The sequence below is a fragment of the Chryseobacterium gregarium DSM 19109 genome (assembly GCF_000430845.1).
Taxonomy (GTDB): Bacteria; Bacteroidota; Bacteroidia; order Flavobacteriales; family Weeksellaceae; genus Chryseobacterium; species Chryseobacterium gregarium.
In genome coordinates, this window is the sequence record NZ_AUMU01000043.1 from 1 (window position 1) to 1,273 (window position 1,273).

1 pseudogene is annotated in these 1,273 nt (G+C 36.9%); it reads right to left on the reverse strand.

Going from position 1 to position 1,273, the window contains the following annotated elements:
- Positions 1-1,063: 1,063 nt before the first annotated feature.
- A pseudogene (locus tag H561_RS24340) lies at positions 1,064-1,273 on the reverse strand (hypothetical protein); the annotation flags it as partial.

The window sequence follows — 1,273 nt, forward strand, 5'->3', positions numbered from 1 at the left end:
TGTTACTTATATAATTGCCAGAAGCAATCCTATAAGGTAGATGATTAGTTTTTAATTCCATGCTTATCTAAAAGCTCTTCTGCGCTACTGACATACTCTCGTTTTCAGTGGGGCAAAGATAGAAACTCCTACATTACCTTCCAAATATACTTAACATAAAATTCATAGTAAACCCTATTTTGTGGGGAAATAATAGCTTATATTATTGATTAACCTAGCGTTAGAAGGCCAATCAGAGTTATCCACAATGAACAAATAAACCTTATAAGCATTAACAGAAGATTGATAAAATGTGATCTACTAAGGATTTTCCGGGGTTTAGTGTTGTGAAAGGCATGCATACACATCTCTAATAATGGTTAAATGATGGCAATTACTTATAAACCCCGTAAAAACAGCTCAGCCTTGCATACTTTATATATGATAAAGCTTAAAATGGGTTTGCTGTGATAAGTTTATTAGAATGATTGTTGATGATTATAAATGATGGATAAAATAGTGATTTGCTAATCGGTGATTCTGAACCGGTGATTTTGACTGATGATTGAAAAGTTGTCTTTACGAGTTGTCCCGCACCAGTGTTATAAATAATCCCGTTTAATCAATGGCTTAATGGAACTTTGGAAACCTCATAGGTTTTGAAAACCTATGAGGTTTGAACACCGTAATATTAAATAACATATTATATTATGTAGGGTTTGCTTAAAACCACCCCGGCAAAAATCCTCCGGATTTTTGACACCCCTCCAAAGGAGGGGAATTTTTATGAAGGGGGGGGATAGCGGGGATAATAACAATAGTGAACATAGCTGTGGAAGATGAGTATATAATTACTGATAAGAAACTTTGTCAGATAACAAACCGGATAGCACTGGAGATTAGTGACCATCGGTGGTAATTTTATTTATATGCTTGCCATTATTATATAGCAGACTACCCTAGCCCCGATAGAAACGGTTACCCCGCAACAGGCAAAGGATAAGCAAAGGCTCTGCGGCCGGAAAGCACGGCGCGAGGAGTATGAGTGGATAGCGGGATTAGCTCCAAAAGAAAAAATCAGAGATCAATTACCCTGATTTTGTTTAGTATATATAACACTTAGAAATTCTGCAAATGATTTCTCCAGTCCGATGATATCACCGCTTTTTAAGTTTAAGCCGCCCGTTCCGGTTTCATCTGCTCTGACTTTCGCTGATGAAACCTGGAAATATTGATTCAAACTGTTTTCCTTTGGCTGAATCCTTATGGCAGAACCCAACAGTTTTTTTGTTGA